Annotated in this window: 24 protein-coding genes, 1 other RNA gene and 1 riboswitch; of the genes, 4 read left to right on the top strand and 21 right to left on the bottom strand. The window is 41.2% G+C overall.

Features of this window, described 5'->3' with window-relative positions; translation table 11 throughout:
* Positions 1-20: 20 nt before the first annotated feature.
* From dynA to JVX94_RS04015, 4 genes are all read right to left on the bottom strand, one after another.
* Entirely contained in the window at positions 21-3,617 is a 3,597-nt protein-coding gene (gene dynA / locus JVX94_RS04030; protein WP_205184600.1) for a dynamin GTPase, read from the bottom strand.
* A gap of 133 nt (positions 3,618-3,750) precedes the next feature.
* Complete coding sequence (locus JVX94_RS04025) at positions 3,751-3,837, bottom strand: Fur-regulated basic protein FbpC (RefSeq protein ID WP_226340839.1); 87 nt, start codon at positions 3,835-3,837, stop codon at positions 3,751-3,753.
* Positions 3,838-3,922: 85 nt separating this feature from the next.
* The gene (locus JVX94_RS04020) at positions 3,923-4,432 is read right to left on the bottom strand and encodes an isoprenylcysteine carboxyl methyltransferase family protein (RefSeq protein WP_111290340.1); all 510 of its coding nucleotides are present in this window, start codon (positions 4,430-4,432) and stop codon (positions 3,923-3,925) included.
* Complete coding sequence (locus JVX94_RS04015) at positions 4,429-5,529, bottom strand: type III polyketide synthase (protein ID WP_205184598.1); 1,101 nt, start codon at positions 5,527-5,529, stop codon at positions 4,429-4,431. Before JVX94_RS04015 ends, JVX94_RS04020 begins: the two co-directional genes overlap by 4 nt.
* Before the next feature lie 498 nt (positions 5,530-6,027).
* Between JVX94_RS04015 and JVX94_RS04010 the strand changes: the two genes are divergently transcribed.
* Positions 6,028-6,882 carry a polysaccharide deacetylase family protein gene (locus JVX94_RS04010; protein ID WP_205184596.1) on the top strand — a complete coding sequence of 285 codons (855 nt, stop codon included), beginning with the start codon at positions 6,028-6,030 and terminating at the stop codon, positions 6,880-6,882.
* A 192-nt stretch (positions 6,883-7,074) separates the two neighbouring features.
* On the opposite strand, the gene pbuX is transcribed toward JVX94_RS04010, so the two are convergent.
* From pbuX to JVX94_RS03950, 12 genes are all read right to left on the bottom strand, one after another.
* The gene (gene pbuX, locus JVX94_RS04005) at positions 7,075-8,394 is read right to left on the bottom strand and encodes a xanthine permease PbuX (protein WP_205184593.1); all 1,320 of its coding nucleotides are present in this window, start codon (positions 8,392-8,394) and stop codon (positions 7,075-7,077) included.
* The gene (xpt, locus tag JVX94_RS04000) at positions 8,391-8,975 is read right to left on the bottom strand and encodes a xanthine phosphoribosyltransferase (protein WP_041117773.1); all 585 of its coding nucleotides are present in this window, start codon (positions 8,973-8,975) and stop codon (positions 8,391-8,393) included. The genes pbuX and xpt overlap by 4 nt, the downstream gene beginning before the upstream one ends.
* A gap of 117 nt (positions 8,976-9,092) precedes the next feature.
* A riboswitch (purine riboswitch) is annotated at positions 9,093-9,192 on the bottom strand.
* Between the two features lie 136 nt (positions 9,193-9,328).
* Positions 9,329-10,834 (bottom strand): carboxypeptidase M32, encoded by a 1,506-nt coding sequence (locus JVX94_RS03995; protein ID WP_205184591.1) that lies wholly within the window; start codon positions 10,832-10,834, stop codon positions 9,329-9,331.
* Between the two features lie 125 nt (positions 10,835-10,959).
* Positions 10,960-12,897 (bottom strand): ATP-dependent DNA helicase, encoded by a 1,938-nt coding sequence (locus JVX94_RS03990; RefSeq protein WP_205184588.1) that lies wholly within the window; start codon positions 12,895-12,897, stop codon positions 10,960-10,962.
* Positions 12,898-12,972: 75 nt separating this feature from the next.
* Complete coding sequence (locus tag JVX94_RS03985) at positions 12,973-13,170, bottom strand: hypothetical protein (RefSeq protein ID WP_111290353.1); 198 nt, start codon at positions 13,168-13,170, stop codon at positions 12,973-12,975.
* 106 nt (positions 13,171-13,276) lie between these two features.
* Complete coding sequence (locus tag JVX94_RS03980; protein ID WP_144470931.1) at positions 13,277-14,431, bottom strand: THUMP domain-containing class I SAM-dependent RNA methyltransferase; 1,155 nt, start codon at positions 14,429-14,431, stop codon at positions 13,277-13,279.
* 109 nt (positions 14,432-14,540) lie between these two features.
* Positions 14,541-14,926, bottom strand: an RNA gene (gene rnpB, locus JVX94_RS03975) — RNase P RNA component class B.
* A gap of 60 nt (positions 14,927-14,986) precedes the next feature.
* Positions 14,987-15,292, bottom strand: a complete 306-nt coding sequence (gene gpsB, locus JVX94_RS03970; RefSeq protein ID WP_012010336.1) for a cell division regulator GpsB — start codon at positions 15,290-15,292, stop codon at positions 14,987-14,989.
* Between the two features lie 75 nt (positions 15,293-15,367).
* Positions 15,368-15,910 carry an SLOG family protein gene (locus JVX94_RS03965; RefSeq protein WP_170123411.1) on the bottom strand — a complete coding sequence of 181 codons (543 nt, stop codon included), beginning with the start codon at positions 15,908-15,910 and terminating at the stop codon, positions 15,368-15,370.
* A gap of 48 nt (positions 15,911-15,958) precedes the next feature.
* Positions 15,959-16,195: a spore coat protein CotD gene (gene cotD / locus JVX94_RS03960; RefSeq protein ID WP_080967839.1), complete on the bottom strand. Its 237-nt coding sequence runs from the start codon at positions 16,193-16,195 to the stop codon at positions 15,959-15,961.
* Between the two features lie 316 nt (positions 16,196-16,511).
* Positions 16,512-17,759, bottom strand: coding sequence for a ribonuclease H-like domain-containing protein (locus JVX94_RS03955; RefSeq protein WP_197198197.1), 1,248 nt, complete (start codon positions 17,757-17,759; stop codon positions 16,512-16,514).
* Between the two features lie 24 nt (positions 17,760-17,783).
* Positions 17,784-20,030, bottom strand: a complete 2,247-nt coding sequence (locus JVX94_RS03950) for a DEAD/DEAH box helicase (protein ID WP_197198198.1) — start codon at positions 20,028-20,030, stop codon at positions 17,784-17,786.
* 160 nt (positions 20,031-20,190) lie between these two features.
* Here JVX94_RS03950 and JVX94_RS03945 point away from each other — a divergent pair, with 160 nt between their 5' ends.
* A complete protein-coding gene (locus tag JVX94_RS03945; protein WP_224928710.1) occupies positions 20,191-21,309 on the top strand; it encodes an NADH-dependent flavin oxidoreductase in 1,119 nt (372 codons plus the stop codon).
* Between the two features lie 58 nt (positions 21,310-21,367).
* Here the strand turns inward: JVX94_RS03945 and JVX94_RS03940 are convergent, their stop codons facing one another.
* Positions 21,368-21,874 carry a PTS sugar transporter subunit IIA gene (locus JVX94_RS03940; RefSeq protein ID WP_095408850.1) on the bottom strand — a complete coding sequence of 169 codons (507 nt, stop codon included), beginning with the start codon at positions 21,872-21,874 and terminating at the stop codon, positions 21,368-21,370.
* Between the two features lie 168 nt (positions 21,875-22,042).
* Here JVX94_RS03940 and JVX94_RS03935 point away from each other — a divergent pair, with 168 nt between their 5' ends.
* Positions 22,043-22,462, top strand: coding sequence for an Hsp20/alpha crystallin family protein (locus JVX94_RS03935; protein ID WP_095408851.1), 420 nt, complete (start codon positions 22,043-22,045; stop codon positions 22,460-22,462).
* 20 nt (positions 22,463-22,482) lie between these two features.
* On the opposite strand, the gene JVX94_RS03930 is transcribed toward JVX94_RS03935, so the two are convergent.
* The 3 genes from JVX94_RS03930 to JVX94_RS03920 form a co-directional block, all read right to left on the bottom strand.
* Positions 22,483-22,941, bottom strand: a complete 459-nt coding sequence (locus JVX94_RS03930) for a YppG family protein (RefSeq protein WP_238409343.1) — start codon at positions 22,939-22,941, stop codon at positions 22,483-22,485.
* 107 nt (positions 22,942-23,048) lie between these two features.
* The gene (locus tag JVX94_RS03925; RefSeq protein WP_240193796.1) at positions 23,049-23,429 is read right to left on the bottom strand and encodes a YppE family protein; all 381 of its coding nucleotides are present in this window, start codon (positions 23,427-23,429) and stop codon (positions 23,049-23,051) included.
* 49 nt (positions 23,430-23,478) lie between these two features.
* On the bottom strand, positions 23,479-23,712 hold the full coding sequence (locus JVX94_RS03920; RefSeq protein WP_238409345.1) for a DUF5446 family protein: 234 nt from the start codon (positions 23,710-23,712) through the stop codon (positions 23,479-23,481).
* Between the two features lie 197 nt (positions 23,713-23,909).
* On the opposite strand from JVX94_RS03920, the gene sspM reads away from it, so the two are divergent.
* Complete coding sequence (gene sspM, locus JVX94_RS03915; protein ID WP_012010346.1) at positions 23,910-24,014, top strand: acid-soluble spore protein SspM; 105 nt, start codon at positions 23,910-23,912, stop codon at positions 24,012-24,014.
* A 23-nt stretch (positions 24,015-24,037) separates the two neighbouring features.
* Here sspM and JVX94_RS03910 read toward each other — a convergent pair whose 3' ends face one another.
* On the bottom strand, positions 24,038-24,994 hold the full coding sequence (locus JVX94_RS03910) for a DUF2515 domain-containing protein (RefSeq protein WP_048239359.1): 957 nt from the start codon (positions 24,992-24,994) through the stop codon (positions 24,038-24,040).
* Positions 24,995-25,009 lie beyond the last annotated feature (15 nt).

Raw genomic sequence — 25,009 nt, 5'->3', positions numbered from 1 at the left:
TTTATATAGTCTATCATGGATTAAATGGTTTTCAACTGATTCTTCCATTCATTTGTTTGCTTGTATACTTGTTCTATCATCGCCTGCTCTTTCGCATCTGTCGTCAAGCTCATGATAAATGTTTGTTTTTGTTCACTCAGCTGCTTGAGCGCTTCTGTTTCATATCTTTCAGTAAAGGTCTTCACCATCATATCGTATCTGCTCTGTAATTCTTCTTTTTCTTTATCTGCCCATTTCGTCGTTAACTGGAAAAGGACATCTCGAATCGCTTCAATAAACGCTGCCTTCCCGTTCTGTTCAAAGAAAGCTTTCGCTGATTTTTGCTTCTTTAAGAGCGGTTCAAACGGCGTCAGGTCCGCTTCCACTTCAATTTGTTTCAGCTCTGCATTTTTCTCATCTGGCGGCGACAAACGGAGAGAAAAGTAAGGATCTTCTGCACACGCAGCCTGTAATCCTTTCTCCCACTCCTCTTTGAAATATTGAGTGATAAACGATTCCATTCGAATATCAAGCGCCTTTAGCTCCTGTACAAATTCAAATTCATAATCCTTTAGCGCCTGTTCAAGCGCTTTTTTCAACTCCTGCCTGAAGTCCCCTTGAGATATTCCAGGATAAAAGGCTGTCTTTAACAGATCATTTGCATAAAGTGACAAGCGCTGAACAATGTGGTAAAGCTGTTCGTGCAAGTCCTTTTTCACACTTTCTGTCACTAGCTTAGAACGTTTAATATGGCTCATTTGATCAACGATCGCTTCATAGGATGTGTCTATCTTTTTCTTTTCCGCTTGCTTTTCATCTTCCGACTGGTGCAGCGTCTCATGCAGCCTCTCAACTGTTCTACATAATGTACTAGCTTCAAAATACAGAAGCTCAATCGCATCTTTCGTTAATTCTTCTTCAATAAAATAGTCAAGCTGTGTTCTAAGCTGTGCATACTGGTTATAAGGCGATTGGCCCTTGCCTTCAATCTCTTCCTTACTCGATACATGATGAAGATTTGGATGCCTGATGCCTTCTTTTGTGAGCTCATTTTTCACATAGTCAAAGACGGTTTCAAGCTCTGCTTGATCCTTTGCGAGGTCAGCTGCATTGATAATAAAAAACATCTTATCCATGCTAAATGAATCTTTTACAAGCCCGAGTTTGCGTAAAAATGACCGGTCTGCTTTTGAGAAAGAATGCTGGTAGTAAGTTAAATAAAGAAGGGCATCAGCATCCTTCATATATTGAAAGGCAATCTCTGTATGGCGTTTATTCATACTGCTGGCGCCTGGTGTATCAACAATTGTCAGTCCTTTATCGGTTAAAGGTGTACTTAAATACACCGTCACTTCCTTTACCACACAAGAAACAGCCTCTTCAGCCACATATGGCTTTAATTCTTGAAGGGTGACATTAAGCGGCGTTTGTTTTTGAATGTAATCACGGAACTTGTCATGAGCATTTAAAAAATGCTCAACAATGATGCGGTGATCCTGTTCAAGCTCTCTTTTTTTCAGCGTTCGCTCTAGTTTCGCTTGAAACGTATCTCCCTTTTCTTCTGTTATAGAAAAACCGAGAATTTGATCGAGCTCCTCTAATATTTCCTGCTCGGTTTTGAAAACCACTTTCACACTTTCATGCGGATGGTCTTCTGTCGGCCTCGTCAGCTTATTGATCGTGGCCGTCGTTGGTGTAGGAGATGATGGCAGCACCTTTCTCCCAACTAGGGCATTGGCAAACGAAGATTTCCCCGAACTAAAAGCACCGAATAAGGCAAGTGTAAATTCCTTCGCTTGCAGCCGCTTTGTTCGTTTTTCAAAGGACTTTCTTTGAGATTGAAGCGCGTTTAATGGCATTAAAATTTGAGAGAGCTGCTCAAACTGGTCAATCGACTGCGCTGTCGTGATGTGCTGTGATTGACGCATTTGATCAAGCTCTGTATGCTGCTGATGTTCTTTCTCGCTTTCTTCCGCATGAGTTGACGTTTGATTCTGCTTTAGCTCGTCATGCTGCACCCGATGTTTTTTCGCATAAAACCAATCTTCTTCGACCTGCTCATTTGTTCCGTTTTGCCATATATCCCATATATGTTCAATATCTCTTCTGATTTGATCATTTTTTTCCATGCTTTGCTCCAGCGATTGGAGCTCCTGAGCTGCCTGGGCCCATTTTTCTTGCTGCTTTCCCTCTTCATTCATGAGCTGGGTTTTCAGCCTCTCGGTCATTTGTTCAATCAATGGTATTGCTTTCTGTTTGGTCTGTCTTTTCAGTGCTTCACCAGCATCTTTCGCATATTGTAAAACGTATTCATTAGAAAATGTTGCACCATGATGAATCACGTTTTCAAGCAGTGATTCTTCTACAGGTGTTTCAAATGCCATCACTTGATTTAATAGCTCTTCACCAAGCTGATGCTTCTTGACTTCTTTTTTGAGCAGCTCAGCAATATGCCAGTCCACTTCTGCTTTCATTCTTGCTTTGACATCTGCTAAGAAATCATTCGCACGCTTTTCTTTTTCCTGCTCGGTTTTATTTTTAGCGAACAGCAGTCCTACCTTAAAGCCAGGTGCTTTCGATTCAATATAGTCACTTGCGAGCTCTCTCATTTTAAATGGGGTTAGGTTTGCATTTTTTAAAATGTTCTCGACTTCAGAAGACACTTCATCTTCTAACTGTTTTGCTCCATTCTCAATGAAGCTTCTTTTCGCTTCAAGTTCCTTAACTTCCTTTCTTTTTTCTTGAAGCTGTAAATCAAGATCCTCTTCCTGCAGCTCTTCTTTTAGCGAGCCAATATGTTCTTTTAAAACATGCTCTATTTTCTGCTCGGTATAGGCGCGAAGCGATGCTTTCGGCAATGTTTGTAATTCTTGCAGTTTCTCGATTAAACGAATCATTTCGTTTCTTGGATGCGACTCATCAGTTACAGATGTAAAGTATAGATGTTCTTCTTCAATGCCTTCTTTTTGAAGCATATCAACTATTTGATTTTTGTAGTCTTCAAATGCTGTCTCATGCTCATCATGCCGGTCGACTTGGTTTACGATGAAATAAAGATTTGGCACTTTCTCTTTAATGGAGCGAATGAAACGAATGTTTTCCTCCGAATGAACATGGTTGTAGTGAACGACATAAAAAAGAGCATCTGCTTGATGAAGAATTGACGCAGCAGATAAAAAGTGGGCATGATCCGTTGAATCAATTCCGGGCGTATCAATCAGTGCCACCTTTTCTTCCAGTCCTCGATAGTCACCGCTAATTTCCACCATTTCAATCTGTTCTCCATCCTTACAAAAACGCTGAACTGCTTCTTTGTCATAAGAACCGCTCATTTTTGCAAAACGGCCATCTGAAGTGTGAAGCTTTACTTCACTCTCCCCTTTTCTCACGACGACCAAGTTTGCACTTGTTGGGATTGGGCTCGTTGGCAGGATATGATCATGAAGCAGATGATTCACAAGTGACGACTTTCCAGCAGAATAGTGGCCGGTAAATGCGATGTACACTTCTTCTTCTGCTTCCTTTTTGATAATCGATGCTAGTTTGGCTGCGCGTTCATGATCATCCCTTTTGAGAAGGCTTTGATATAAAGCACCTGTAGTTTGAACGAGCGAATCTCGAATAGACAAGTCTTTCATGACGATAAACCCCTTTGTTTTTAGAAAAGTCAGTTATGTATGTGATACCATTTTACACAAAATGAAGAGATTTTTCTTCTGATCTGAGGAAATAAAAAAAATCTGCTGCCCGATCAGTCACAATTGACTGCGATCAGGAAGCAGATTTTTTAGAAACACCTTTTAATACGAAGCCAATTAATAGGCTGTATACACAGACCGTACCGAGTAAGAAAACCATTGTCATGTGATCACCGTCCATCCTTCGTGATTGAGAATGCTTATCATTAATGAAAGTGTATCACAATTGATAATGATTTTCAATATTAATTTAATAAATACTGATTGAGCGCTTTCTCTTCTGTTTGAATTCTCACGGCCATCATCCATGCATTTAAACATGTGAACAAAATGGCGGTAAAATAGGCATTAAACAAAAGCGGGATCAGCATCAGCTCAATTGCCACCACTACATAGTTAGGATGCTTTAACCAGCGATAAGGTCCTTTTTTAACAATCATCGCATTTGGTACAACTAAAATCTTTGTATTCCAATACGTCCCAAGAGAACATAATGCCCAGTATCGAATCACCTGTGTGGCCAGCAGAAAAACGAGCAGCACAAGAAAATAGCGCGACGGCGGCCTGTTTAACCCCCATACCTCAACCATGAGTGAGAGAAAAAAGCCCGCATGCATAGCGACCATATAAGGATAATGACTAGCACCAAATTCAATGGCACCGATCGCTTTCACTTTCTTTTCATTTCTTTTGGCCACAAGCATTTCAATAAGCCGCTGACAAACGAAGAAACCAATGATCAGCCAAACGATCATGACATGACCTCCTCCCATTTCATGAGCAGAAGTTCTGAGGAAAAGCCAGGGCCAAGCGCTCCGCAAAGACCCAAATCCCCCGCTTCAGCGGATTGATGTTTAAGATAATGCTTGATGACATACATAACTGTGGCAGAGGACATATTCCCGTGTTGTTTAAGTACTTCTTTTGATGAAAAAAGCTGATCCTCTTGTAAGGATAGACTATCAATATAGGCATCAATCACTTTTTTTCCTCCAGGATGGGCAAGAAAAACCGATAGATCTTCTGCCGAATACCCTTGCTGCTCTAAAAATTGATCGACTTGCTCCTTTAACCAGCCTGAAATAATGGAAGGGATGTCACGGGAGAAAATAACCCGAAAGCCGTCACTTGTAAATTCCCAGCCCATCACATCCTCAGACTGTTTCATTGTGACGGATTGTGTACCAAGCACTCTAGGAACTGTTTTTAGATCGGCGTATTCAGATACACCTTTTTCTCCAGTTAAGAGTACCGCTGCTGTCCCGTCTCCGAACAAAGATGTACCGATTAAATTGCTTTTTGATTGATCTTGCGGCTGAAAGGTTAAACTGCACAGTTCACAGGCAACAACTAGTACCTTTGCTTCTGGAAATGCCCTTATGTATTCGTAAGCCCGGGACAATCCTGCCGCCCCGCCTCCGCACCCTAATCCCCAAATCGGCACTCGTTTCGTATAAGGCGAAAAAGGAAGAACGTTCATCAGTTTTGCATCAAGACTTGGTGTCGAAAGTCCGGTGCTTGAAATAAAAAACAATGCATCGATCTCTTCAAACGGAATCGGCTTTTTCAGGAACGCCTTCTCATGAAGACAATGTATGACCGCTTCTTTTGCATGAGCCAATGCTTTTTCCAAATAGAGATTGTTTTTCTCCTCAAAAGAGTGGTGCGTCTGATACCATTCAATTGGCTGCACAAACTGTCTGCTCTCGATTTCTCCGTTTTGAAAAGCTCTCAGCAGCCGGTCGATATCTTTAAACGATCGTTTAAATTGAGATCTTGCAAAATCAGCCGCCATTTTCTGATCCACATGATGTTTTGGAAGACTCGTTCCAACAGAAAGAATGTACGCCATCGGCTTCACCCCTTTTTTCGATTAATATCCCCTATCGAAAAAAGGATATACATGCCAAAACGTCACAATTCAGTCAAAATATTTTCCTCCGGCTAACTTTTTGTCTTGACGACAATTGATAAATATTGGATAATATAGGTGAAAACATGATGTAGTTTTCCTCCTTCACAGGTTCGTTCTAAGCCAAGCGAACCTGCTTTTTTTATGCAAAAAAACACTTCTAAAAGAGAAGTGTTCAGACCGTAGACCCACCCCTTTACTTTAAATGAAATTTCGATCATTATTTAGAATGATTTTATTTAAACATGAATGGATCACCTTTTTTTGCTGATCAACTCAAAGTAACAACCATAAATTTCTAATTTATTTGAATTTTCTATATTAAAAGGATTTTTCCCACTATATACTTAATCAATATGAGTACCAAGAAAAACAGTGAAAAAAGAAAGGATCTACAACATGGTTCAGCTCAAAATTTAATTGACTGGAGTGATTGTAATGAAAAAGGTTTCCAAAAAAAAGACACCCTACAACACGACACTTCTCTCAAAGGTAATTGGTTTAGTGCTTCTTACACTGTTTCTCTTTTTTATCTGGGATATGTCTAAACCCCATTTGCAGGCGACAAATGGGCAAGCAAAAAATGTTGCCAGCAGTGACTTCCGTGACACAAGCATCAGTCTGAAAGCAAAAGATCAGTCTACAAGAACATTGGATACACATTTTAAGACCAATCCAAACCAACAGGCAACGAATAAAACGGTCTATTTAACATTTGATGATGGTCCTTCTGCTACATCAATTCAGCTGTTAAATGTATTAAAAGCACATCACGTGAAGGCGACCTTCTTCATGCTTGGACCGCAAATCCAAGCACACCAATCAGCTGTGAAAAGACTTTATCAAGAAGGACATCAATTAGGTCTTCATGGCATGACGCATGATATAAACCTCTTTTATCAGAACAGCGAGTCTCCTGCAAATGAAATGAGAGAAGCTCAGCGTATTCTTGCCTCTGTTACAGGCGTCTACAGCCGTCTTGTAAGAACCCCCTATGGCAGTGTTCCAAATTTAACATATCATCAAAAAGTACGTTTAAACCAAAATGGCTTTATTTACTGGGACTGGACGATTGATAGCCTTGACTGGAGATATAAAAACTCACAATATGTTCCAGAGGTATTGAATCAATTGCAAATGTTTGAGAAAAATAAACCATGGAAACCAAAAGTTATCTTAATGCATGATCAACCCTCTACCACAAACTATTTAGATAGCCTGATTATACAGCTAAAAGCAAGGGGCTATACATTTGCAGTCATTAACGAAACAATGCCGCCGGTACAACATTAATAGTGCTAATCACAAAAAGCCCGTATCCAAAAGATGCGGGCTTTCAGCTTGTAGACAAACCCTCACACGCTCCTTCCTAGGATCCTAGGACTTCAAAGGTTTTTTATCAAGCTAAAAAGAAGACAAAGAGCTAAAATAAAAGGTCATTTTAGCTCTTTGTCCATAATCTGAACCCCTCTCCAAGAGAGGGGTTTACATAACAGATTGCTTAGGTTCTTCTACCAGGTCATGCCCGGCTTCTTTTTTAAAAGGAATCATGTGATAAATAATATGAAGCAAAATAGCGGTAAAGCTACCGGCCACGATGCCATTACTTGTTAATAATTTGATTGATTCTGGCAGATGCTCAAACATTTGCGGCACAACGGTGACACCTAAGCCGATCCCCACTGAGCATGCAACAATGAGCAGGTTTTCCTGTTTGGCAAAATCCACACGCGAGAGCATTTTAATACCGTAGGCAATGACCATCCCAAACATCGCAACCATTGCGCCGCCAAGAACGGACTTTGGAATAATCGTCGTAAATGCAGCAATTTTAGGAAAAAGTCCAAATAACATGAGCAATGCACCTGTCACAACGATAACTTGGTTTTTCTTGACGCCTGTTAACTGGATCAATCCAACGTTTTGCGAGTAGGCTGTGTACGGAAAAGCATTGAATATTCCGCCTAATAGCACAGCAATCCCCTCTGCCCGATAGCCTTTAGCCAAATCCTTCTCTTTTAATGAACGGTTTGTTAAATCACCTAGTGCGAAATAAACGCCTGTTGATTCAACTAATGACACAATCGCAACTAACGTCATGGTCATGATCGGTGCAAATTCAAAGGTCGGCATGCCAAAATAAAATGGCTCAATCATGCGGAAAACCTGGGCGTTTGCCACCTCAGCTGTTTCCACTTTCCCCATGAATGCAGCAACGGCTGTCCCAAGGAGAATACCGATTAATATGGCGATCGCCTTCATAAAGCCAGTTGTGAATCGATAGAGCAGTACAATGATAAACAGCACAAGGAAAGCAAGGCCTAGATTTTCAAAAGAACCATAATAAGCACTTCCTTCTCCTCCTGCCATATTGTTCATCGCTACTGGAATAAGGGTTATCCCAATAATGGTGACGACAGACCCTGTCACGACAGGTGGGAAAAATTTCACAAGCTTCCCAAAGAAAAAGGAAAGCAGAATGATGATACACCCCGAAGCAATAATACTTCCATAGATAGACGATATTCCATACTTAGAGCCAATCGCAATCATAGGAGAAACTGCAGTAAATGTACATCCCAATACAACAGGCAGACCGATCCCAAAGAAGCGGTTTTTCCATACTTGAAGCAATGTGGCAGCCCCGCACATGAAAATATCTGCAGAGATTAAGTAAGTCAGCTGTGCAGGCGTGAGCCCGAGCGCATCTCCAACAATGAGCGGCACAAGAACAGCACCGGCATACATCGCCAGCACATGCTGAATGCCAAGCGAGAGCGTTTTGACTTTTTTAGCGGCACTCATGATTGTACCTCCCGTACAAACGTGACTTTCCCTTCCTCAAGTGATTCAATACGTGCGAGGGACTCAACGCGGTAGCCCATTTGCACAAGCGCATTTCTTCCGGGCTGGAATGACTTTTCAATGACAATGCCAAATCCAGCTACTTTCGCCTTCGCTTGCTTTGCAATCGCAGCAAGCCCTTTCGCAGCTTCACCATTAGCTAAAAAGTCATCGATGATTAACACACAATCATTTTCACTCAAATGTGTATTTGAAATAGCAATCGTGCTTTCTACTTTTTTGGTAAAAGAGTACACACTGGCTGTTAACAGGTTATCCGTTAATGTGAGTGATTGACGTTTTCTTGCAAACACAACAGGTACTTGAAGAGCAAGCCCAGCCATCACAGCAGGCGCGATGCCTGAAGATTCGATTGTGATGATTTTTGTAATGCCATCATGCTTAAATAATCTAGCAAACTCTTGCCCAATCTCATGCATTAACACAGGATCAATTTGATGATTTAAAAAAGCATCCACCTTTAACACTTGATTTGACAGAACGATTCCTTCGTTCTCAATTTTTTGACGTAACAATTCCATCATTCTTCCCCCTAGCATATTGGCAAACATTCAATTTTTTGCATAAAAAAAGCATTGCTGTCCATGAGGAGCAAGCAATGCGAAAACGATCCACGGATCATCAGCTCAAACAAGAGCTGTTTCATTTTGCTCACTCATAGTCGGACCGTATCGGTGTCCGGTAGAAACTTGCGTGCCATCATCACGCGATTATATGAGTGTTATAGTGTTCAAATTATAACAAGATTTCATACGCTTGGAAAGCACTTTTCTAGAAAAATACCGAACTTAAATAATAGATCAGCACCAAATGTTCGTTTTTAGAATATTCAAGCATCAGAAAAGCACCCTTCTCATGAAAGGGTGCCCTTCTTTTATGATAAATACAGTTTCGTATATTTATCCGTTAAGTAGTCGATTAAATATTGAACATTTAATTCTTCGCCTGTTGCATCTTGAATGATTTCAGATGGCTTTTTCCGTTTTCCATGCTGGTGAACATGTTCCGTCAGCCATTCTTTTATCGGTGCAAAAGACCCAGTTTGAATGAGCTCATCAAAATTTGGTAAATCTTTGATCATTTGCTGCTTTAATTGCGCCGCATACATATAACCAAGGGCATATGAAGGGAAATATCCAAAGCTTCCATCAGACCAGTGAACATCCTGCAAAATACCGAGTGCATCGTTAGGAGGCGTAATGCCAAGATACGCTTGATATTTTTCATTCCAAAGTGCAGGCAGATCCTCAACCGCTACTTCTTCATTGAAAATTGCTTTCTCAATTTCATAGCGGATGATAATGTGAAGCGGATACGTCAGTTCATCGGCTTCAATTCGAATGTAAGTCGGCTTCGATTCATTCACTGCATGCACAAAGTCTTCTAATGAAACATCTTTAAATTGCTCAGGAGAGGCTTCTTGCAGTTTTTGATAATACGTTTTCCAGAAATCTTCGTGTCTGCCGATAAAGTTCTCAAAGAAAAGAGACTGTGATTCATGGATACCCATCGAAGTGCCATCACATAAAAGCGTTCCGCTCAGTGCTTCATCAATGTTTTGCTCATAGATCGCATGACCACATTCATGAATCGTGCCAAAGATCGCCATTCGAAAATCATGTTCATCATAACGGGTCGTTACACGTACATCGCCTCTGCTTAAAGTCACTGCAAATGGATGAACCGTTGTATCAAGGCGGCCTGCGTCAAAGTCATATCCTAATTCTTTTAAGAAAAAGAGGCTCAATTCCTTTTGTTTATCGATTGGAAAGCTTTTCGATAAAAATGAAGTATCCGGCTTATTAGGAGAGGCTTCAATTTTTTTCACGAGAGGAACGATGGCGTCACGAAGTGCACCAAATTTTTGATCAAGCTGTTCAACCGTCATATCTGGCTCATAGTTATTGAGCAGCACATCATAAGGCGTTTTTTTCACGCCCCAATATTGGATGAAACGCTTGTTAAAGTCAATGAGCTGTTTTAAGTATGGTGCAAAGAGTGAAAAGTCTGATTTCTCCCTTGCTTCTACCCAAACATGCTCTGCTTTTGACTGTAAAATCGAGTATTCTTTAAATTCTTCTTTCGGAATTTTGCTATTTTCATCATACTCTTTTTGTGATAATTCGAGCGCCTTCTGTGTATCTTTTGACAGCTCATCTCGATGTTTGTTTAATGCGAGAAGAATATCTCTCATTTCATCAGAAGTCTTCATATTAAAAATATCACTTGATAATTGACCGATCGTTTCAGCTCTAAAATCTGCACTTTTTTTAGGTGCTTGTGTTCTAGAGTCCCAATAAAGTAAATGGAGCGCCTCTGTATAATGGGCGATTTTCCCTAGTAATTGATAAAACGCTTTCTCAGTTGCTTCTAGACTCATGCGTTTGTTCCCCCAATCAATAAAATATGTATGTACGTTTCAAGGCTACTTCAATGAATGTTCTTTTGTCAATGAAAAAGGAGGATACACAGTGGTATCCTCCTCATTTGCAAGTTTTCACCTATTTAAGATGTGATGATGGGCTTCACTGGCAGGACGGATTCAATTTTACTTTGAAGCTCAGTATCTTCCTGACGGTCAAAGTAAATATGAATGCTTCCTGCGTCTTGGCTTGTCCGGATCAGTCTTCCGATACCTTGGCGTAAGCGAAGCAGCATATACGGAAGGTCAACTTCAGCATGTGCATCCTTTGCTTCATTCCGTTTCGCTTCAAATACCGGATCATGCGGCGGATAAGGAAGTCCCCAGATGATCACATTCGTTAATGATTGACCTGGAATATCAAGCCCTTCCCACAGATGAACAGAGCATAACACGGATGTCTCATCTGCTTGGAACTTTTGAACAATCGAGCTGATTTCCTCGTCTCCCTCAAAATATACGTCAAACGGCAGTGATTCATTTGCTGCTTCAAGCTGCTTTCTAAAGAAATGGAGTTCGTCAAATGAAGGGAATAATATCAGAGATCGTCCTCCATTTTCTTTCAGCTGTGTGATCACTTGCTGTGCTTTTTCCTCTTGTTCAGCGAGCTGCTGAATTCCGTGGAAATAAATCTTCATTTGTTCATCGTAATCATACGGTGAAGCGACACTCATTGATAAGTAATCTTTAATCCCAAGACTTTCAGCTAAATAATCAAAGGATTGATTCTCAGACAATGTAGCGGAAGAGAAAATATATGGTCTTTTTTGCGAGAATACTTTTTCGCCAAGCACCTCTGCAACCGTCTTCGGCATCACAACAAATGTTGTATCTAATTCCTGTTTTTCCAGCCAGCTAATGGCATTTTTTTGATAAAGCGATAAAGAATACGCCATTTGTTCAATGTATTCTTCCACAACAGATAATTCGTATTGATCGATCGTATACATCTCAGATTCAAACACGAGCGCTTCTCCGATTTTTTCAAGCAAGTCACACAATTCACTTGCAGAACGCTTTACCTCATCCACACGCCCAATTTCAAGCCGGTGCGAGCCTTTGACTTCTTTGGCATGTGTTTTTAAAAGATAAAAGAACTCATCGTTTGTTGCAAGTGCATCTTCAACAAGCTCTGCAAATTCTTCACGTATATCGTTTTGTAAAAGACGCTCCAAAAATGTTTCGAGCGTTGATTGCTTCACTCGGTAAGTCAACGCTTTTTGTGCGGCAAACTCGAGAAGGTGTCCTTCATCAAAGACAACGGAGCTATGCTCAGGAAGCAGCGGAAGCTGGCCCTCACGTTTTCGGGATTCTTTCGTCCACACATGCTCCATGTAAAAATCATGTGAACAAATGATGAGGTCTGTCGCTTTCCGGTAATGATCTCTTGATAAATTCAGACCGCAGCGATGACGCATATCGCACGTCAGGCAGTCCTGAAATGAGTCATAGCCAATTCGTGACCATTCATCATTTGATAATTCTGGATACTCTTTTCGATCGCCATACGGATAAAAGGTTTGCATGCCATGAGATTCATGAACAAATGAAGGCAGTGCTTCATAAATATCAAGCCACTTTTCATCATCTTCACGCTGCATCGTTTTTTCTAGTTTTTTTAAGCATAAATATTGATCATGCGATTTACTTAATCTCGCATCTATTTGAATATCAAGGTGATTGGCAATTTTATAGATATCACCTTCTTGTTTAACGAGCTGTTCAATTAACGTTTCGTCCGCACATGCAATAATTGCAGGCTTCCCTGTATACCTTGCATATGTGACGGCAAATAAAAGATAGACGATGGTTTTGCCTGTGCCTACCCCAGCTTCGGCAAACATTACACTTTTTTCTTTAAAGGCTCTTTCTAGCTGAAAAGCCATAAATATTTGTTCATCTCGAAGATCAAAGCCCTTTTCTGGCAAAATGTCATAAAACACATCACCAATCCAGTTGCCCAGTTCTTCGTAAAAATTATGTTCTTTTGATAATGAAAAAGGCAAACGAGATGCTGTCACCTGCTTCAACCCCCAACTTTTGAATCATTCAGACATTCAATAGTACCATTTACGCTGGGGAAACACAATCTTTTTTTATGAGCGCAGGCGATGTTGATAGTTTTCCTTCATTAAAAAAGCATGCTCAGAACGTTCTATGTATGCCTGAGCCAGTGCTAAATCTTCGATGGCTGCCGTAAGCTGAGCAGATTGTCCACCTTCATGCCCTTCTATTTCTTGAGCAGTCGAAGTGAGTGCTTTTTGGATTAACTGAATTTGATCATAATGAATCATGAAGACACCTCTTTTTTTAAAATCAAGTTCAGTTTATTCCGCCATGCGAGGAGTTATACCTTTTCAGCACAAAAAAGCCGCACCTTTTTTTCGGTGCGGCTTTTTATTACGATTCGGTTGTTTGTTTTCTAGGCGGGCGTTTTCCCCAATATTGATAATAATCTGTTTTGATAAATCCGTTAAACAGTTTTCTCTTTTTAGTCGCTTTTCTTCCGAAGCACTCTTCGAATTTTTCGTGTGACGTTAAGATGTAAATGGACCAGGTGTCTAGGTTCTTAAACGCTTCACCCATTCCTTGATACATTTTTTCAACTGCTGGTTTATCACTCAGTCGTTCACCGTAAGGAGGATTTCCGACAATCACACCGTACTCTTCTTTTGTTTGAAAGTCTTTTACTTGCATTTGCTTAAACTCAATCAGTTCACTTAATCCTGCTTCTTCTGCATTCATTTTTGCAATGTCTACCATACGATGGTCGATATCACTAGCAATAATGCGGAGCGGCTGGTCATAGTTTGCTTTTTCTTCTACTTCCACACGCGCTTTGTTCCATACGTCTTCACCGATCCATTCCCATGATTCAGACGCAAATTCCCGGTTAAATCCTGGGGCAATATTTTGTCCTATCATGGCTGCTTCAATGGCGATTGTTCCTGATCCACAGAAAGGATCCACAAACGGACGGTCAGGTGTCCAGTTCGTTAATAAGACGAGCGCAGCAGCAAGCGTTTCTTTAATAGGTGCTCCGCCTTGATCTACGCGGTATCCGCGCTTATGAAGACCCACCCCAGATGTATCAAGAGTAAGCACAGCTTTATCTTTTAAAAGAGCGATCTCGATTTTATATTCAGGTCCTGTCTCTTCAAGCCAATCAGATTGAATGTTGTAGGAGGATTTGAGCTTTTGCGCGATGGCTTTTTTGACGATGCGCTGGCAGTCCGGCACACTGGCAAGCTGAGATTTTACAGATTTACCGATGACAGGAAACGTACTGTTTTTCGGTAAAAAAGCGGCCCAGTCAATCGCCTTTGTCCGTTCAAAAAGCTCATCAAATGTTTTTGCCGAAAATTCAGCAACTTGTACCTTGATCCGATCTGCTGTACGCAGCCAAAGGTTTGCACGGCAAATCGCCAGAGCATCTCCCTTAAAAATCACTTTTCCGTTGTCGACTGTGCACTCATAGCCAAGGTCTTTTACTTCTTTTGCAACAACTGCTTCGATTCCCATTGGCGCTGTTGCGATGAGTGTATAGGTTTTCATTGATTTATCACCTGTTTTCTCGTTCTTTTATGTATTCAAGATAAAAGCTCTCCATATGTTGAAATAGGAGAGCTTTGTTTTCATCATGTTTATTATAACGGATATAACGTTCTGTAAGCCATGTTTTGTTCCATCGTACTGCAAACGGCAAATGCCTCGTACTCAGGTGGTAATCATCTATCTACAGAATTCTCTGTCCTTCTCTCCGTTTGGTTCCTTTGAGAAAGTTCCCCTACCAAGTTTGGGTTTCTCGCTCGAGGGGTTTACCGCGTTCCACTCTCACCATTTCTAGTGAGACTTCGTCACTGTGGCACTTTCAAGGATACTTTGCCATATCCTAAAAGGACGTAGGCATTTTTCCTGCCGTCAGCCTTTCCCAGGCTGCCCTGGCTTATTTTTTCGCCAGGCACGAACACTACGGGCATCTCAGCACCGTGCGAGCATGGACTTTCCTCTGCAATGCCCTAAATAGCATTACAGCGATTACCCGAACGTTAATCAACAAGCGTTATTATAAACGACAATGACATCTGGCACAAGCTTTTTCAGCAAGACTCAATCATAAAGTTTGCTGCCGAAAACGTGTTTCTCAAGGTTCGATAGTCTTTTTAAAATATCAAAGTTCGTTGTATTAGACTGTGCAGGCTGTCTTTTCCCTTGTTCAACAGCTTCTTCTAGCTGTTTTGACAAGTGAAGGTTTTCTTGTTGAAGTTTTTCGATTTCTTGGTTGAAGGTCTCATAGTCTTTAATGACCATATCTAAAAATTTATCGACTTCTTCTTGTTTGTACCCTCTGACACCTGTTTTAAATTCTTTTTCTAAAATTTCTTTCGCAGAAAGCTTTACTTTATCAGCAAGCATCTTTTTCACCTCATATCGTGAATTCATAGTATATTTTTTCAGAAATACGTGACGTTGTCAAATTTTCTCTTGCTTTTAATCAAAAAACGGATCTTCCGCCTCAACCTGCGCTCTTAGATCATCCATCGTGATGTACATAATGGGGTAATCGGTATAGGCTTCCGCTTCTCTTATCATATACTTCGGTGATCCCTCATGCTCGGGATCATATAAGACGAGTAGACCATCTGTTTTTTCAATAAAAAAGCGGTTCTTTTGTTTAAATTGTGCCGGACTTTCATACGGTCTATGCGTGACACTTTCTACAAAATCGGCCTGTGCAACAATTCCTTCATACAACTCTTTGTTTTGTTCATTCCAGCGCTCTTCCTGTTCGTAAAATGGCGTAATGACTGCAAGTTTTAACGCTGGATATTCCTCCTGAAGCTCAAACACCACTTCGGCTGTCCAAATTTCTGCCCCAAGCTGGCCTGATATGAGAACCCATTCCAGACCTTCTTCGATAAGGGCTGTCAGCCTTTTTTGAAGCTCCGCTTTTATGTATTGAAGTGCAGGCTCGTCTTGTTTGAATATCCCAAGCTCAAACGGCTTGTACCCTGTGACAGCAATAATTTTCATTTTTTCACCTGCTTTTAAAAAATGGGACTTATAAAAGTCCCATTCACTTTATCTGTTACAGCAAGGTCCACCGCAGTTAAAGTGTTGATGTGTTGCCGGGTCCACCTGAGAAAACGTATGCGGGAAGTAGTGAACATGTTGGAAATTTTGATGGTGAACATTTGTCACATGCTGCGGGTGGATATGCGGCACAATTGTTGTTGACTCGCTGTGTGTACAGCAATGATTCGTCGGATGAACAATTGGCTGTGTAACATTCGGATGGCAATGATGATGATGGTACATGTAGCATTCCCCTCTCCTTTATTTTCTTACATTAACAATGTATGAATCAAGAGGTGTACATGTACTAATGCATTAACCTATTTTAAAAGTTGGCAAGAAAAATATCTTTATAGTTTGAAAACACAAAAGCGACCAAAATGACCACAAGAAAAAACAAGTAGAAAAGACCCTTATACATGCTATACGCTCCTCATCCAATATCTAACGTTATTTTACAGGATTCGCGGCTTTTCTACAATAAAAGTGCTAAACAATTTTTATTTTCGGCCGAGAGCCGAACGTTGTCATTTTTTGCGCTTTCCCGGGTAATAATATTTCATTGCCCAGCTTTTCTCAATAGCCGTTTTTTTCGCTTCTCAAGCTCTTCCGTGTCTCGCTCGCTTAACGATGAGAAAGATAATAAAGATTCTGTGATGGAAAGAGCTGACCTTGCATCTTTTTGGCGATGCTCTTTAAACTTCGCAAGCTCTATACCCGCTTTTAATGCTAAATGGACATCACTTGATTCAAATAATGTTTCCCATATTCTAATCGCTTCATCCCATTCGTTTAGCCGTTTATATTGTAAGGAGAGATCATAAGCTGCCTGATTGGCATGCTCAAAATCAGCACCTGTTAATTCCCGCAAATGCTTCGTGGCTTCCTGTACATCACGATGCGCAAGGTGCCACCTAGCCAGTGCATATTTCTCATCGTGCTCCTTTACCGCATCCATAGAAAGAATTTTTTTGGATAGATGAATGTAGAGGCTGATTAATGATAGGACGTCTAATTCATTATGAGTCAAAATCCCTTCAATGAGCTTAGGATTTTGTTCCTTTAAAAAATGAAAATAGATCATCGGTGCCAAAAAACCCGGTGTGTCGCCTTCCCGGTGGACGTGCAGCTCTTCTTTTTCAACCACGGACAACGCCATTCGTTCATATTTATGCTTCCACAATCGTCTTGACCCGTGCAAAAGATCAAAATGGCCAAACTCTGGAAGTGCAGGGATTTGATCTCGTAATAAGGTATGTCTCGTTTTCACTTGCGGCCAATCGAATGATTTTCCATTATATGTTACTAGAGATTCTACGTTCACTTCATCGAGAAAGCTTTTATAAAGAGCCGCTTCATTTCCCGGATTCGTGAGCAGGTGCTGTTTCACGACTACTTTGTCAGCAAAAACCCGTGCATGTCCTAGCAAGAAGATCATATTTCCCGTCCCGCCAGATAATCCTGTTGTTTCTGTATCAAAGAAAAACAGTTCATGCGGCTTGTAACCTTTAGCCGATAGAGAATGCTGGATGCCGCTTTTGTTCCATGCCTCGATGATCTTTGGCAGTTCCGCAAACGAGTAGAGTCCATGCTTATCATTTAATGAATAGGTGACTTCTCGAATGAGACAAAAGGAATCCTCAAAGTGATATGGAGCTGCACCCAATTGCTCCCATTCCTTTAAAAATGGGATGTTTTCGGCCGTCACAGGCTGATGTTGTCCTTCCACTGCTTTTTGCCGTTTTTCATTTGGCTGGTTGTGCGACAGGTGCTTCTTCATTCGATTTAATTTTCCTTTTAAAGACATAAGTAGGTGCCTTCCTCCTTTCCCTTAAAATACAGACATCAATTCAACAATGCTGCTTTTTCCATTGACCTCTTTCATTTCCATGCCAATGCATGATGGACAGCCGTTCTCACAGCGGCACCGCTCTATCAGCTGAATGGCTGCACCTGCTATTTCATCGAAACGAGCTTGGACTTCTTTGCTTAAGCCGATTCCGCCAGGGTAGTGGTCATATAAAAAGACTGTCGGTTTACCGGTATGTGCCGCTTTAATTTGTGAAACAACATGAATATCTGAGCGATCGCACATCACAAAAGCAGGTACAATGTGCTGAAGAACATTTGCGATGCCAAGCAGCAGCTGTTCAAGTGTTTTCTCTTCAAATCTCCGCTCTGCTTCATGTAATTCAAACCAGGCCGCACTTGTATGAATTTCTTCTTCAGGTAAGTGAATCGGACCAGAACCGATATTTTCACCGGTGCTGAGCCGGATTTTTTTGAAAATGGTCGGCATTGCGTTGACGGTCACATCACCGTAGTGAACAGATACCGCTTCTTTCTCTGTCGTCTGATCAATTTCAAGCACCTTGAGCTGAACAGCTAAATTAGCATCTGTATAGTATTCTACATCCACCTGTTTCACATAAGCCTTCAAATGCTCGTAATCTAGCTTTTCTACTTGATACTGAACCCCTTCATGTAAATAAATCGCTTCATCATGAAGCAATGTCATTGCACTGAATCGATCCATCTCTCCAATAATCCGAACATTCGCTACGTCGGATTGATCCACAATCACCACATTTTCCTGGCTTGCAGACCGCAGGCTGATCCCATGCGCTGGGAACGATTGATCTGACCAATAATACCGGTTCCCGCTAAAATGAAGAACCCCTTCCTCATGTAAGTATTGCAAAATGTCTTCTACTTCCATGTCGCCAAACTGTTCATCCGTCCGAAATGGCAGCTCGTAAGAAGCACATTTTAGATGATCCACTAAAATAATGAGGTTTTCAGGATTGATTCTGGCTGCTTCAGGCGGTCTATTAAAGAAATATTCAGGGTGTCTGACAATATATTGATCAAGGGGTGAGGAACTCGCCACCATGATAATGAGCGCCTCCTCATGACGTCTTCCAGCACGTCCTGCCTGCTGCCATGTACTCGCTACACTGCCAGGATACCCCGTCATAATGCACACCTTTAGCTGACCTATATCTACCCCTAATTCTAGTGCGTTCGTGCTGACGACTCCTAAAATGTCCCCTTCTCTTAATCCCTTTTCAATCACGCGCCGCTCCTTTGGCAAATAGCCACCCCGATACCCGCGAATCGATTTTGGACCGATTTCTTTTTTCACAAGCTCTTGAATATGACTTAAAATCACTTCTACCCGTACTCTGCTTCTAGCAAATACGATCGTTTGGATTTTTTCTTTTAAAAATGTTTTAGCCAATTGATTGACGACAGTTGCAGCGCTTTGTCTAATATTTAATGGCTTATTCACCACTGGCGGGTTATAAAACACAAAATTCTTTTTACCGCTAGGCGCTCCGTTTCGTTCAATAAGATGCACTTTGCTCCCTGTGAGCTGCTGCGCCAGCTCTTTTGGATTCGCAATCGTTGCGGAAGTACAAATAAACACCGGATCACTTCCGTAAAATGCACAAATTCGCTTTAACCTGCGAATCACATTGGCCACATGACTGCCAAACACACCTCGATATGTATGAAGCTCATCAATGACAATATACTTCAAATTCTCAAACAAGCTGACCCATTTCGTATGATGAGGCAAAATAGCTGAATGCAGCATATCTGGGTTAGTGATGACAATATGTCCTGCTTGTCTGACTCGCTGCCGAATGGCTGGGGAGGTGTCCCCATCATATGTTTCACTATGAATCGGAACATCCATCTCGTGGATAATCTCGTTAAGTTCACTCTTTTGATCCTGTGCGAGCGCTTTTGTTGGGAATAAATAAAGAGAGCGGTTTGTCTGGTCTTCTGCAATCGACTGAAGAACAGGCAGATTGTAGCAAAGCGTTTTACCTGAAGCAGTTGGTGTAACAGTCACTACATGCTCACCATTCATTACACGTTCAAAGGCTTCTTTTTGATGAATGTACAATTCTTTCACGCCTCGTTTTTCAAGTGCCTTTTTTAGCCTGTCATCCACTCTTTCCGGAACGGGAGAGGTCTGTGCAGGCTTTGCTTCAATTTCATGCCAATGCTCTACCTGTTCGTCTTTCTTTAATTCTTCTATCAGTTCGTTCATTGTTTTCTTTTTCATATTGCGTCCACCTCTCATTCTAGTGTACCGAATATTTGTTTGCATGACTAGGCGGCAATTTTTTGATGCTGAGCTTATGAGCAAATACTTTGAACTGATGTAACAGTATCGATTACACTTCTATAGTGAAATGATTTTATCAAGGAAGAAGATGATCAGATTGAAAAACGAATTTAAGCCTTTATTTGAACCATTTACGTTTCCTGGAGGCGCCTCTATTGATGGCCGGTTAGTGGTTGCTCCAATGACACACTTTGGTTCTCATGACGATGGCACCATTTCAAAAGACGAAATTGACTTCATTACAGCTAGATCAAGTGAAATGGGCATGGTAATTACAGCATGTGCGAACGTGACTCCAGATGGAAAAGCATTTGAAGGACAGCCTTCTATCGCAAGAGATGAAGATATCCCTGGCCTGAAAAAATTGGCTTCAGCTATTCAGGCAAAAGGAACAAAAGCCATCATTCAAATTCATCACGGCGGCTCTCAGGCTCTCCCTCATTTAGTTCCAAACGGTGATGTGGTTGCGCCAAGTGATGTGTTTAAAGATGGAAAACAAATTGCACGCGCTTTAAAAGAAGAGGAAATTACTCATATTATCGACTCCTTTAAAGAAGCGGCAAGACGAGCGGTTCAAGCAGGGTTTGACGGCGTGGAAATTCACGGGGCGAACGGTTATTTATTACAGCAATTTTACTCACCGCATAGCAATCAGCGTACAGATCAATGGGGAGGAAATGAAGAAAAACGTCTAGCTTTCCCTATTGCTGTTGTAGATGCAGTCAAAGAGGCGATCAAAGAGCATGCGGCTAAACCGTTTATCTTTGGATACCGGTTATCTCCTGAAGAACCAGAAACACCTGGTTTAACAATGACAGAGACGTTTACATTAGTGGATGTTCTCAAAACAAAAAACCTCGATTATTTGCATATCTCTTTAATGGAGATTGGCTCTAAAGCAAGACGAGGCGCAGATTCTAATAAGACACGTATGGAACTGCTAAAAGAACGCTGCGGCGATACTCTTCCGCTTATTGGAGTAGGCAGCGTCATTACAGCTGAAGATGCACTCCATGCTTACAATCAAGGGATTCCTCTCATCGCTGTCGCACGAGAGCTGATCGTCGACCCAGATTGGGCAAAGAAAATTAAAGAAGGCAGAGAACAAGAGATTGAAACCGTCATTAAACGCAGCCAAAAAGACAAGTATCTCATTCCAGAAGGATTGTGGTCTGTCATGGAAGCGAGTCAAGGCTGGGTTCCAATGGAGGATTAATGTCCTCACCTCAATAAAAAAACTACCCTATCAATGGGTAGTTTTTTCTATTCATGGATTACTTCATTTTCACTGTAAAGAGCTTGGACGTCTGCTTTTCAACAGAGCCTTTTGGTTCTTTATCAAGTCGTTCGACCAGGTCACCATTCATAATCACAATCGGTGTCACTGTACTTGATGCTTTCTCTTCAATCAATTCTAAATCACACGTAATAAGAGGATCACCGATTTTCACTTTATCCCCTTCTTTAATGTGTGCTTCAAATCCTTCACCATTTAATCCAACTGTTTCAAGTCCGATATGAATTAGAAGCTCAAGCCCCGAGAGTGTTCGAATGCCAATTGCATGTTTTGTATGGAAGAGCTGAATGATTTCACCCTCTACTGGTGACACAATCGTCCCACTTTTTGGTTTTACTGCTACGCCGTCTCCCATCATCTTTTGAGAAAAGACGGGATCTGGTACATCAGTCATATCCATTAACTCTCCATCAACTGGAGAATAAATGACTTCTTCCTTTACATCATCTTGGTTTTTTCCGAAACCGAATAATTTTTTCAGCAATGTCTATTTGCTCCCTTCAAGCTTTGCTTCCTAGATCTATTCAGTGTATGAAACTTTGCACCCATACACCTTGCTTCATTAACACTATTTAATCATAATTTTTTCCTCTCATCAATTGATAACCGCCTGAGCCCTTTCTGCATAGGCTGTAGATGAGAGGTGATTCAGATGAAACATGAAGGCGAAAAGAAACATGAAATGCTGGCAAATGAAGATATGCTATATGAAGCGATTGAACACTTTTTTGCATCCTCCCCGTTTCACGAGATATTAAATAGTGCGGAGGCACTCATGACCACATCGCACTCACTTGCATCAATTACGACCGATGTGACTGAGGATGAACAAAATGTGTATATCGAGATTCAATTTCCAGACCATTTTGTCGAAGGAGACATTGCGCTAGAAGTAAAAGCCCAATATTTACACTTATCAGTGCAGGAAAAAATCAAAACAGATACGACTTCTTCGTATTCCAGCTTTACCAAAACCATTTTAATGCCGGCAAAAATAGATGAAACGAAAATGAAGAGTTTGTGGAAAGATCAATCGCTTCATGTGTCTGCGCCAAAGCAAACAACCCAATAGATCGATCTATTGGGTTTTAACTATGCTTTAAAAATGCTTGTAAATCCTTTCGCCAATGAGCCTACTTGATTCATTGTACTCATCATTTGGCCAGCTGTATCAAACATTTTGTTAAAATCGTATTGCCCATTAGTCTTTTTGAATTGTGACAGCACACTTTTAAATTGAGATGGCTGCTGTTTTTGCGGTCTTGGCAAAGGATAAGGATTCATCGGCGGCTGCATAGGCATCATGCCTGGCGGCTGCATTTGGGGTGGATTCATCGCTTCGGGCGGCTGTAAAGGCGGCACGTTTTCTTGGTATCCATAAGGCGGCTGATAAACAGTAGATGGTGCCTGGTTCATTCCACCTCCACCTTGATATGGCGGCATGAAATAGTCTGGAGGCTGCGGAGGCTGCTGCTGCATCTCTGAATACGGAAAAGGCCTTTGCTTGAATTGATTGAATTCATAAGGCTGCTGGTTTGAATAAGGGATCATCTATCTCGCTCCTCTCGCTCTCAACACATATTGATGTCACTCATATATTATGACCAAGAACAGAAGATGTGCCTAAAGAAGCCATAAGAAAAACGCAGCATATGTCTTCAGCTGCGCTTTTTGATTTCTTCTATTAAAAGGTTCAGTGTGTAAACCACTGACTCAACTAAATTTTTCACACGGGGTGCGTGCTGTTTACCAAAATAAGATTGCAGGACAACCTCTTTACCATTTTCTTTTACAGCTTCAAGCTGTTCTTGGTGTAAATATCTAGGTTTGGCCTGCTCAATAAACGAGATCGCAGCGGTGAGCCACTCTTCCATTTTCTGATCAAATGTAATAACGGCCGGCTGAATATCCGTATAAAAATCATAAGATGGGTACTCCTCTTCAGCCTTTCCCTTTTGGTACTGCTCATACGCTTCTTCGATCCATATTCTAAGCTCTTGTGTATGTTCAAGCAATGTTTGATTATCCAAAGTGTTCACCTCTATGAACCATCCTATCAAACGTTTACCTATTGCTCAAATAGAAAAGCTATCCGGCGTGATATGCCGGTCTTGCCGTCAGTTTATACTCGGCTGCATGAAGCTTCACTTCACAGTCCTTTACTTCTGATTCAAGCCTGTCAATCATTTGTTCTTGCTCTTCTATCGCTGCACGTTTTGTCTGCTTCACAGCAAGAGACAGCTCTTCCTCCACCGCATCAATTTTTCGCTCGATTTCCTCTAACAACTGCATAATGGATTCTTTTGATACAAATTCGCTCATCATCAGATTCCTCCTTTATCGTCTCTCGTTACATTCTCTTTTCTTTCTCCCCCTCCTTCACACATGACAAAACTAGAAGCAAATCGCCAATCTAAGTGTAGATGAGCGCTATTTCTTCCTTTTCGACAGATGCTTGTCCTTCTTTGTATGATTGCGTCCGATTGTGTAAATTCTAAGGACAAAAGGAGGTAGATTTCATGAAAAAGCAGCCAGCACCAAAAGAGCAAAAGCCAAAAGGGAAAGAAAACAGTACAGATCAGCTTGATAAAAAGCTCGGCGGTCCTAATCGTCCATCAACGTAAAAAAAGCAGGCACCCCCTGCTTTTTATTTATGCAAAAAATAGTGCTCTAATGAGAAAAGAAAACGAAGCTGTCTTTTTTTATGAAAATACCAGTCGGTCAGCTCAATTTGTTTTGGCAGCGGCTCTGCCTCAAATAAAGATGGACTCAATTTCTTTTGAAACCAATCTTCCCTTTGATCGTCTAATGAATGTGTCATCACCGGATAAACCGTTCGAAGAAAAGGTGTTGACCTTCTAGCGATCCCTAAAAAAGGCTCAAAATCAAACCGAGACCCAGTATGCGGAACGGTATGCAAAAAATGATAAAAATCCGAAAACAAATCGGCTCGAAATAATAGTTTCGCTAGTTTTTTTCCTAATGTAATTCGCTCCTTTACATTGGAAAACTTCCGTATGGTTAATCCGTACAAATGTCCGTCCACCGTTGGAAAAACAACGGTTTGGAAATGTCCCCACTCGCTGAAAAGATATTGAATCGAGTGAAAAACATTCTTTTTCAGAAGAGGATTTTGTATAATAGGAGATTGTATAGTATATTGTTCATTTATGATGAGTGCATAAAGCAGACGCTCTCTGTCACGCTTTAGCCAGAAACGTTCCCACTCAGCACTCATAAAACGAGACACAGAGAAATAAGGCAGCAGATGAAACAAAGGTTTATTGCACCTTTTAGACCATTCATACAAAAGAAGCTGCGGGTAAGCATCTGAAAAGATCAGCCAATTCGCTCTTTCATATGCTGTGAAAAAAAGGTGCCCCTGCTGATCCGTTAAACCTGGATGGAAGAGCTCGCCCTTTAAATCTGTCATGGACCACCCAGCATTTCTCGAGACAAAGGAAGCGAGCAGCGACCATTTCATCTCTGGATGCCGGTCATAAAAGCGCTTGTAAGCATTTGTCCTCGTGAGGTTGTCTTTATTTTTCGCTTTTGTTTCACGCAAAATTTGCTGAGTGATGATGTGCTCTTCTTGGGACAACATGGTGATCTCTCCAAT

It is taken from the genome of Bacillus sp. PDNC022 (assembly GCF_016919285.1).
GTDB classification, from domain to species: Bacteria; Bacillota; Bacilli; order Bacillales; family Bacillaceae; genus Bacillus; species Bacillus safensis.
This window is presented reverse-complemented; position numbering and strand designations above follow the sequence as displayed.